This window comes from Streptomyces monashensis (assembly GCF_001866665.1).
Lineage (GTDB): Bacteria > Actinomycetota > Actinomycetes > Streptomycetales > Streptomycetaceae > Streptomyces > Streptomyces monashensis.
This window is the reverse complement of sequence record NZ_MLYO01000158.1, coordinates 1-8,819: the sequence shown is the minus strand read 5'-3', so window position 1 is coordinate 8,819 and position 8,819 is coordinate 1. Positions and strand designations below refer to the sequence as shown.

Below are 8,819 nucleotides of genomic sequence, written 5' to 3'. Positions count from 1 at the left end.
TGCCGACGTATCCCTTCCAGGGCGACCGCCACTGGCTGACAGCTGCCCCCGGAGCCTCCCGCGGTGTGGCCGGCATCGGTGCGGTGAGCACGGAACATCCCCTGCTCGGCGCCGCCGTCGAACTGCCGGATTCCGCTGCGGTGTTGTTCACCGGGCGGCTGTCGGCGGGAGCGTACGCATGGCTGGCCGGGTACCGCATCGGCGGTTCGCATGTCGTCCCGGATCCGGTGCTGGTCGAGTTGGCCGCCATGGCCGGCGACCAAGTGGGCTGCGGGCGGCTGGAAGCGCTGTCGGTGCGGGAGCCCTTGGTGCTGCCGAAATCCGAGGCCGTCCAGCTCCGCGTCACCGTCGGTGAGCCCGGGGAGAGCGGCGCCCGTTCGGTGGCCGTGCACTCCCGGTGGGGCGACGGCGGCGTGGGACGGCCGTGGACATGCCACGCAGAGGGATCGCTCACCGAGGAAGGCCCGTCGCCGGACTGGGACCTGGAGGCCTGGCCGCCGGTCGGCGCCGAGAGCGTGCCCCAGGAGCGGCAGGCGAGGGACGACGGCTCCGAGGAGGAGCGCACCACGCGTTCCGTGTGGCGGCGGGGCGACGACCTCTTCGTCGAGGTTGCCCTGACCGAGCGACTGCGTGGCGAGGCCGCCGCGTTCGGGCTCCACCCGGTGCTGGCGGCGGCGGTGCTGGACGTGCTGCCGAGCGGGGAACAGCCGGCGGACTCCGAACGGCCGCGGCGGGTGGCGCGGTGGAGCGGAGTCTCGCTGCACGCCTCCGGGGCCTCGATACTGCGCGTACGCATCAGCCCGCTGGCCGACGGCGCGTTCTCGGTGCGGGCCGCCGACGCCACCGGGGCCCCGGCGCTGACGGTGACGTCCCTGAGGCCCCGAACCGTCTCGCGTGGCGAAGTGAGCGCGGCGGGGGCCGCACAACAGGACGGTCTGTTCGGCGTGGAGTGGCGGGACACGGACCTCGCTTCGAGCGCCGGCCCGGTCCCCGCCACGTGGGCGATCGTCGGTGAGGACACGCTGCGGGCCCGGTCCGCGCTGATGTCCGTGGGCCAGTACACCGAGGCGTACCCGGATCTGGAGAGCCTGGCCGCCGCCGTCGCTGACACCTCCGGCGCACCCGATGTGGTCGTGGTGACCTGCGCCGCCGCGGGCGGGGAGCGAACGGGCGAGGAACTCGCCGGCAGCGTCCACGACACCGCGCGCCGGGCGCTGGACTGGGCGCGATCCTGGGTGACGACGCCCGCGTTCGAGCGGTCCCGGCTGGTGTTCCTCACCCGGGGCGCGGTCCCGGCCTGGGACGGTACGGGGGCGGACGGACGGCTCGACCTGACGGCGGCCGCGGTATGGGGGCTGGTGCGCTCGGCGCAGACCGAGTTCCCGGACCGCTTCCTGCTGGTGGACACGGACGCGAGCAAACCCGCCTGGCGTGCGCTGCTGCGGGCCGCGGGCTCCGACGAGCCGCAGTGGGCGCTGCGCAAGCGAGCCGTCCGGGTGCCGCGGCTGGCGCGCCTGGCGGTCGCCCCCGACGGTGGCACGACGCTGCTGGACGGCGTCGACGGCACGGTCCTGGTCACGGGCGGCACGGGCATGCTGGGATCGGCGCTCGCCCGTCATCTCGTGACCGAACACGGAGTACGGGACCTGCTGTTGACGAGCCGTCAGGGCATCGGGGGACCGGGAGCCGTCGACCTCGAGGCCGAACTCTGCGCGCTCGGCGCCCGGGTCACCATCGCCGCCTGCGACGTCACGGACCGCAAGGCGCTCGCCGGACTGCTGGCGGCGATCCCCGCCGACCGGCCGCTGCGCGCGGTGGTGCACACCGCGGGCACGCTCGACAACGGGGTCGTGTCCTCGCTGACGCCCGAACGGCTGAGCCCGGTGCTGCGGCCGAAGGTGGACGCGGTGCTCGCGCTGCGCGACGCGACCAGGGACGCGCAGCTCTCCGCGTTCGTGCTGTTCTCCTCTTTCGCCGGCGTCCTCGGCGGGGCCGGCCAGGCCAACTACGCCGCGGCGAACACCTTCCTGGACGCCTTCGCGTACGACATGCGTGCCCGCGGGGTCCCGGTGACCTCGATCGCCTGGGGCCTGTGGGAGGGACGCAGCGGTCTCGCCGAGGGCAAGGCCGAGGCACTGCCGGGGTCCGTGGCACTTCCCCTGGCACAGGGGATGCAGCTGTTCGACGCGGCGCAGGGGGCCGGACTCGGCCTCACCGTCGCCGCCCGGCTGGACTTCCCGGCGCTCCATGAAGGAGCGAGGGCGGGCCGGGCACCGGCACTGCTGCGGTCCCTGCTGCCCGCCCCCGCCCGCCGGACGGCGCAGGACACCGAGGCGGAGAAGACGGAACTGCGGCACGTCCTGGCCGCGATGGCGACCGACGAGGAGCGTGACGCGGCCCTGACCGGGCTCGTACGCGACCGGATCGCCACCGTTCTCGGACACTCCTCCGTGCAGTCCGTCACGGCCACCGCGGCGCTGAAGGACCTCGGCTTCGACTCACTGACCTCGATCAACCTCCGCAACGCCCTGAACACGGCCACCAACCTGAGCCTTGCGCCCAGCGTGGCGTTCGACTTCGCGTCGCCGGCCGAGCTGGCCCAGCACATCAAGCAGCAGTTGCTCACCTGAGACCGGCCCCGACGCCGGACGGACAAGGAGAGATCCCGCATGAGGATTGAGAACGTCCACATCGACTCCCTGGGGGTCGTTCTGCACGAGTGGGCGAGCGCGGAACAGGCTGTGGCCGACGGCCGTGTGGACGCCGAGGTGGTCGCGTCGAACGGGCTCACCGGCACGCACGTGTCCGGTGACGTGCCGGCTGTGGACCTGGCCGTCTCGGCCGCCCGCACCGCCCTGGACCGCTCCAAGATCGAGCCCGACGAGATCGCGTCGCACCTGCACAGCGCGGTGTACTACCAGGGGCCCGTCGGCTCCTACCCGCCGGGCTACATCCTGCGCGAGCTGGGCCTGGACGACATCTCCGCGATCTACCTCCAGCAGGGCTGCAACGGCATGCTGGGCGCCCTGGAGGTGGCGGTCGGCCAGATGACCGGCGCCGCCGAGGCCGAGACCGTGCTGCTCACCTCCGGCGAGAACTTCTCCTCCCCGGAGATCGACCGGTGGACGGGCTACGGCCAGTCCTACTTCCTCGGCGACGGCGCCGCCTCCGTCCTGCTCAGCGCGGACGAGGGGTTCGCCACGGTGCGGTCGTTGCACGCCGGGGTGCTCCCGGCCCTGGAGAAGTGGCACCGCGGTGACGGCCCGCAGCTCCTGCGCGGGCAGTCGGACTCGATGGCCGACATGGCGCAGCGGGCCGAGCAGTTCACGGAGACGGAACTGTCGCTGTCGGAGACGCTGGAGAAGCTGACCGTCTTCGACCTGGGCGTCATCCACCGGGCCCTGGTCGACGCCGACCTGAACGCGGCGGACATCGCCAAGGTCGTGCCGATCAACATGGACGGCCGGATGATCGAGTACTCCCTGATGATGCCGCTGGGGCTGCCCATGTCCCGGTCCAGCTGGGACTTCGGCAAGAGCGTCGGACACGTGGGCGGCGCGGACGTCTTCATCACGCTGGAGCACCTGGTCCGTACCCGGGAGGTCGGCCCGGGCGACCACGTCCTGCTGGTCTCCCAGGGGCCCGGCTGGATCTGCACCGCCAGCGTGGTCACGATCAACGAGCTGCCCGCCTGGGCGGTCTGAGGCCCGGCGACCGGGGCGCCGCCCCGACGCCGTGCGCAGGCGGCCCCGGCCGGTCTTCCCCAACCGGCCGGGGCCGCCTGCGTGTTGGCCGGCGCTCATCGGCCGGCCTCCCTGGGCACACAGGCGACCGCCCACCGCTCGTACTCAGCGGTGGGCGGTCGTCCGTCGATCCCGGCGTACTTCTTCGGGCGAGATGTCCTACGGCGTCGCGGAGGCCGTCTGGAGCACCGCGGGGACCTGCGCGCCGAAGCGCACCGAGTCCACCGTCAGCACCGGGGTGCCTGCGGCGTCGACGGCCGTCACGCCGAGGGTGCCGTCCGCCGCGGCCGTGAGCCGGGCGCGCAGCACGGAGGCCCGGGCGGCATGCAGGGTCACCCCGCGCCAGAGGTCCGGAGCTCCGAGCCGGTGCGCGGTCGATCCGGCGGGATCCCACGCCCCGCCCAGGCCGGCCCACAGCTCGGCACGTGCCACGGCCTCCAGCAGTGCCGGGTGCACACCGAAGCGGCTGCCCTGCTCCGGTGTCCCTTCGGGTACCCGGACCTCGACGAACAGTTCGTCGTCGCGCCGCCAGAGGCCGTGCAGCGCCGACGGCGCGCCGGTGGCGGCGAAGGCCCCGCGGTCGCCGAAGACCTCGTCGGCCGGTACCCACCAGGCACCGGCGGGCGGCCACACCTCCGGCTGCCATCGCGGTGGCGCACCGGCGGAGGCAGCCGCCGTGCCGGACGCCTGCCGGATCCAGGGCCGGCCGGTCGCACCGCTCGCACCGGAGTCCCGGCGCGTGTACACCGTCACCGCCCGCAGACCCAGAGCGCCGGCCGCGCCGACGGTGACCTGCACCTGTACGCCGCCGGCCGCTGGCAGGACCAGCGGTCGTACGGCTGCGAACTCCTGCAGCCGGCCGCAGCCCAGATGCCCGGCGGCGTGCAGTGCCAGGTCCAGCAGCACGACGCCCGGCACCACCGTCCGCCCGTCGTCCGAACGGGAGAACCCCGGTCCGTCCGCGCCGCTCACGAGGCGCCCGGTGAACGTCACCTCGTCCGTGTCCGGACGCTCGATCACCGCCGCCAGCAGCTGATGTTCCGCGTCCGCCAGCCCGAGGTCGGCCGCACTCCCGTAGCGCGCGTGTCCCGACGGGCCGGGGGACCGCTGCCACAGCAGCCGCCCGGTCAGCCCGGACAGCCGCTGCCGGGCGATCTTCCCGGCCGGGTCGCGCGGCACCTCGTCGATCGCGTGGACCTCCTCCGGGCGTTTCAGGGGCGGCAGTTCGTCCCGGCAGGTGGCCAGCACCGCCTCGACGTCGAGCCCGTCCGGTCCGGGCACCAGATACGCCACGGGCACCTCGCCGAGCGTCGCGTGCGGCTTCGCGCCCACCGCCGCGTCGCCGACGCCGGGCACCTGGAGGAGGACCCTTTCCACCTCGGCCGGATGGACGTTCTCGCCGCCCCGGACGATGACTTCCTTCAACCGGCCGGTGACGGTGAGGTATCCGTTCGCGTCCCGCCGGGCCAGATCGCCGGTGCGGTACCAGCCGTCGCAGAGCACGGCCTCGGTGGCCTCGGGCCGGCCGTGGTAGCCGAGCATGAGGGCGGGACTGGACACCCAGACCTCGCCCTCCTCGCCCGTGCCGGCCTCGGCGCCTGTGCGCGGGTCCGTGAGACGCAGGGTCACGCCGGGCAGCGCACGCCCGCAGGAGCCCGGCACGTACGGGCCGTCCGGAAGGTTGGTGGTGATCGCGCCGCACGTCTCGGAGCTGCCGTAGCTGTCCAGCAGGGCGACCCCGAACCTGGACCGGAACGCCTCGTGCAGGGAGGGCGGGCAGGGAGATCCGGCCACCATGCACACCCGAAGGCCGAGCGGGGCGAAGCGGCCGGTGCGGGTCCGCTCCACCATGTGGTGGTAGAGGGCCGGCGAGCCGACGAGGAAGGTGGAGTCCTCCTCCCGGGCCGTGCGCAGCACCTCGTCCGCGGCCAGTTCGTCGGTGATGTACGCGCCGGACCCCACGGCCAGGACGCCCAGCACGCAGATGTTGTGGGCGAGCGTGTGGAACAGCGGCATCGGCGCCAGCACCCGGTCCCGTTCCGACAGCCCGAGCAGCGGGGCGTTGCAGGACGCCGTCGCCCACAGCGCGGCCCGCTGGGTGGAGACCACGCCCTTCGGCTTCCCGGTGGTGCCCGTCGTGTAGAGCAGCCACGCCGGCTCGTCGAGCCCCAGGTCGTCGCGCGGCGGATCGCGCAGCGACCAAGTGGCCGCCAGCGTCTCGTAGCGGGGCAGGGAGTCGTCCGCCGCGTCGCGGCCGGCGAGTACGGCATCGAGCTCGGCGGGCTCGCCCACCAGGACCACGGCGATGCCGGGGCGCTGCGCCAACACCCGCCGCACCTGCGGCAGTTGCCCGGCCCCGGTGATCACCAGGCGGGCGGCGCAGTCGTCCAGGAGGTGGCCGAGCTCGGCGTCGGTGCGGTGCGGATCGAGCGGGACGCCGACGGCGCTCGCGCGGGCGACGGCGAGACGGCTCTCCACCGCCTCCACCCGGTTCGGCAGATAGATCGCCGCCGACGCGCCCCGCGTGAGCCCCAGCCCCACCAGGTGACCGGCGACCCGGGCGGTACGCCGGTCCAGTTCGGCCCAGGTCAGCGAGCGGCGGGCGTCCTTGAAGGCGATCCGGTCGGGCTGCCGGGCGGCGTGCCCGGCGAGCAGTTCGTGCACCGGGCGGATCAGCTCCGCCTGGAACATGGCGTCCGCGCTCACGCGTTCCCCCTCACGCGCCGGCCGAACGGTAGCGGCGCACCGCCAGCGTCCGGAACAGCACCGCGATCAGTATCGACCAGCCCGCCGACACCAGCACGGGATGCTGGGCGGGCCAGGCACCCGTGGCCGCGAGCCCCGGGTTGCCGAACAGCTGCCGTGCCGCCTGCACCGTCGCGCTCAGCGGGTTCCACTCCGCGGCCCAGCGCAGCACCGTCGGAAGCGTGGAGGGCGCCACGAACGCGTTCGACAGGAATGTCAGCGGGAACAGCCACAGGAAGTTGCTGCTGGCCGCGGCCTCCGGAGCGCGCACCGTCAGACCGATGACGACGCCCACCCACGACAGCGCGTATCCCATGAGCAGCAGCAGCCCGAACCCGGCGGCGGCCTGCAGCACCCCGTGATGGGCGCGCCAGCCGACCAGCAGCGCGCACAGGATCATCACGGTCACCACGATCGCGTTCTGCACCAGATCGGCGACCGTGCGGCCGGTGAGCAGCGCGCCCCGCGCCATCGGCAGCGACCGGAACCGGTCGACCATGCCGCTCTGCAGGTCGTTGGCCATGCTGACGCTGCTGTTGCTGGCCGTGCCGAAGGCGATGGTCTGGGCGAAGAACCCCGGCATCATGAACTCGCGGTAGGCCGCCGGGCCGTGCGCGCCGGGCAGGGCGAAGGACCCGGCGAAGATGTACGCGAACAGCAGCACGAAGACCAGGGGCTGCACCAGGCTGAGGACGAGCACCTCGGGGATGCGGATCGTCCGGATCACATTGCGCCGCGTGACGACCAGCGTGTCACGCACGGACTTGGTGACCGTGCCGGGTTTCAGTTCGGGTACGGGCGGTGCCGTTGCCGACACGTTCATCACTCCTTCTCGCCCGCCGCGCCGGTGGCGGCCGCCGCGCCCACCGGGTGCCGCGGGACGTCCTCGGTCAGGGCCAGGAAGACCTCGTCCAGCGTCGGGCGGCGCAGTCCGATGTCGGTGATCTCGATGCCGTCGGCGGCCAGTGCGGAGATGACCTCCGTGAGCAGCCGCACTCCGCCGTCGACGGGCACCGAGACGATGCCGCGCGGCCGGTCCACGTCCGGGCCACGGGTGCCGAACCGGGCCAGCACCGAGGCGGTGGCGCCGAGTTGCTCGGGCCAGGCGACCACCACCTCGACCCGCTGGCCGCCCGCCTGCGACTTCAGCTCGCGCGGTGTGCCGCGCGCGATGATCCGCCCGTGGTCGACGACCGCGATGTCCCGGGCCAGACGGTCGGCCTCCTCCAGGTACTGCGTGGTCAGCAGCAGCGTGGCGCCCTGTGCCACGAGGTCCTCGATGGCGTCCCACAGCATCAGGCGGCTGGTCGGGTCCAGGCCGACCGACGGCTCGTCGAGGAACATCACCGAGGGACGGACGACGAGGGCGCCGGCCAGGTCCAGCCGCCGCAGCATGCCGCCCGAGTACGTCCTCGACACCCGGTCGCCGGCCGCGCTCAGGTCGAACCGGTCCAGCAGTTCGTCGGCCCGCTGCCGGGCGGCCCGCGCCCGAAGGCCGTACAGTTCACCGATCATGCGGAGGTTCTCCCGGCCCGTCAGCCGGTCGTCGACCGCCGCGAACTGGCCCGAGAGGCCGATGGACAGCCGAACCCGGTCCGGCTCCCGGACCACGTCGTGGCCGGCCACGACGGCGGTGCCCGCGTCCGGGCGCAACAGGGTCGTCAGCAGCCGCACCGTCGTGGTCTTGCCGGCTCCGTTGGGGCCGAGCAGCCCCAGCACGCCGCCTTCCGGCACGTCCAGGTCTACTCCGTCCACGGCCCGGACCTCACCGAAGGTCTTGACCAGACCCGTGGCGTGAATGGCACCCGCCATGGGGTTCTCCGTCCTCGTGTGCAGGGATGGGGGCGTGCGGGGTGTGCGGGAAGCACGGGTGTCCGGGACCCGGGTGTTCCCGGTCCCGGACACATGGCCGTCGCTCAGCGGGCGGCGATCAGCTTCAGCTCGGGGTGGGCCGTGCCGCCCTCGATGGCCGTGGAGGAGATGTGCGAGACCACGCGGTCGTCGGCGGGGTCGTTCGCCGGGTCGTCGTGCACCTGCAGCAGCTCGTAGGTCGTGTTGCGCTGCGCCGGGACGCGTCCCGCGCCGCGGATCAGGCCGATCAGTTCGAGCAGGTTGGAGCGGTGCTTGGCACCCGCGGAGGAGACGACGTTCTCCTCCAGCATGATCGAGCCGAGGTCGTCGGCGCCGTAGTGGAGCGACAGCTGGCCGACCTCCTTGCCGGTGGTGAGCCAGGAGCCCTGGATGTGCCGGACGTTGTCGAGGAAGAGGCGGGCGATCGCGATCATCCGCAGGTACTCGAAGAGAGTGGCCTGCGTGCGGCCCTTGAGGTGG

Annotated in this window: 5 protein-coding genes and 1 pseudogene; 2 read left to right on the top strand and 4 right to left on the bottom strand. The window is 73.5% G+C overall.

The window, feature by feature from the left end; all coding sequences use genetic code 11:
- The coding region (locus BIV23_RS44860) for a type I polyketide synthase (RefSeq protein WP_143079271.1) at positions 1-2,630 on the top strand (2,630 nt) is incomplete at its 5' end.
- Positions 2,631-2,669: 39 nt separating this feature from the next.
- Complete coding sequence (locus tag BIV23_RS44855) at positions 2,670-3,704, top strand: ketoacyl-ACP synthase III family protein (RefSeq protein WP_071386753.1); 1,035 nt, start codon at positions 2,670-2,672, stop codon at positions 3,702-3,704.
- Positions 3,705-3,902: 198 nt separating this feature from the next.
- On the opposite strand, the gene BIV23_RS44850 is transcribed toward BIV23_RS44855, so the two are convergent.
- The 4 genes and pseudogenes from BIV23_RS44850 to BIV23_RS44835 form a co-directional block, all read right to left on the bottom strand.
- Positions 3,903-6,449 carry an AMP-binding protein gene (locus BIV23_RS44850; protein ID WP_071386752.1) on the bottom strand — a complete coding sequence of 849 codons (2,547 nt, stop codon included), beginning with the start codon at positions 6,447-6,449 and terminating at the stop codon, positions 3,903-3,905.
- Positions 6,450-6,459: 10 nt separating this feature from the next.
- Positions 6,460-7,311, bottom strand: a complete 852-nt coding sequence (locus BIV23_RS44845) for an ABC transporter permease (RefSeq protein WP_071386751.1) — start codon at positions 7,309-7,311, stop codon at positions 6,460-6,462.
- Entirely contained in the window at positions 7,311-8,300 is a 990-nt protein-coding gene (locus BIV23_RS44840; protein ID WP_071386750.1) for an ATP-binding cassette domain-containing protein, read from the bottom strand. The genes BIV23_RS44845 and BIV23_RS44840 overlap by 1 nt, the downstream gene beginning before the upstream one ends.
- Positions 8,301-8,404: 104 nt before the next feature.
- Positions 8,405-8,819: pseudogene (locus tag BIV23_RS44835) on the bottom strand (dehypoxanthine futalosine cyclase); the annotation flags it as partial.

Coding starts and splice junctions, on each gene's coding strand:
- BIV23_RS44855 (WP_071386753.1), top strand. CDS start 2,670: ATGAGGATTGAGAACGTCCACATCGACTCCCTGGGGGTCGTTCTGCAC.
- BIV23_RS44845 (WP_071386751.1), bottom strand. CDS start 7,311: ATGAACGTGTCGGCAACGGCACCGCCCGTACCCGAACTGAAACCCGGC.
- BIV23_RS44840 (WP_071386750.1), bottom strand. CDS start 8,300: ATGGCGGGTGCCATTCACGCCACGGGTCTGGTCAAGACCTTCGGTGAG.